The sequence below is a fragment of the Desulfovibrio sp. 1188_IL3213 genome (assembly GCF_036763145.1).
Lineage (GTDB): Bacteria > Desulfobacterota > Desulfovibrionia > Desulfovibrionales > Desulfovibrionaceae > Desulfovibrio.
Window position 1 is genome coordinate 1 of record NZ_JBAIYR010000749.1, and the last position, 251, is coordinate 251.

At 45.4% G+C, this 251-nt stretch carries 1 protein-coding gene; it reads right to left on the bottom strand.

The features are described from left to right. Positions 1-180 (bottom strand): transposase (locus V6C16_RS14845; protein WP_333543642.1); only part of this gene is annotated, 180 nt, incomplete at its 3' end. Positions 181-251: the final 71 nt, after the last annotated feature.

Here is a 251-nt window from a genome sequence, read left to right on the forward strand (position 1 = left end):
TTCCAGCTCTTTCATTCGTGCCATCATGGATGCATCCATACCGCCGAACCTGGCGCGCCATTTATAAAAAGACGCACTACTCATGCCGTACTCACGGCAAAGTTCTGGAACGGGCACCCCATTTTCGGCCTGTTTTAAAATCGCCAAGATTTGACTGTCCGTGAAGCGTGACTTTTTCATTGTAAAATCTCCAGATTGCTTATTCTCGGAAATTCTACTTTGAAATGCTACTTTTTTCTGGGGGGATTACC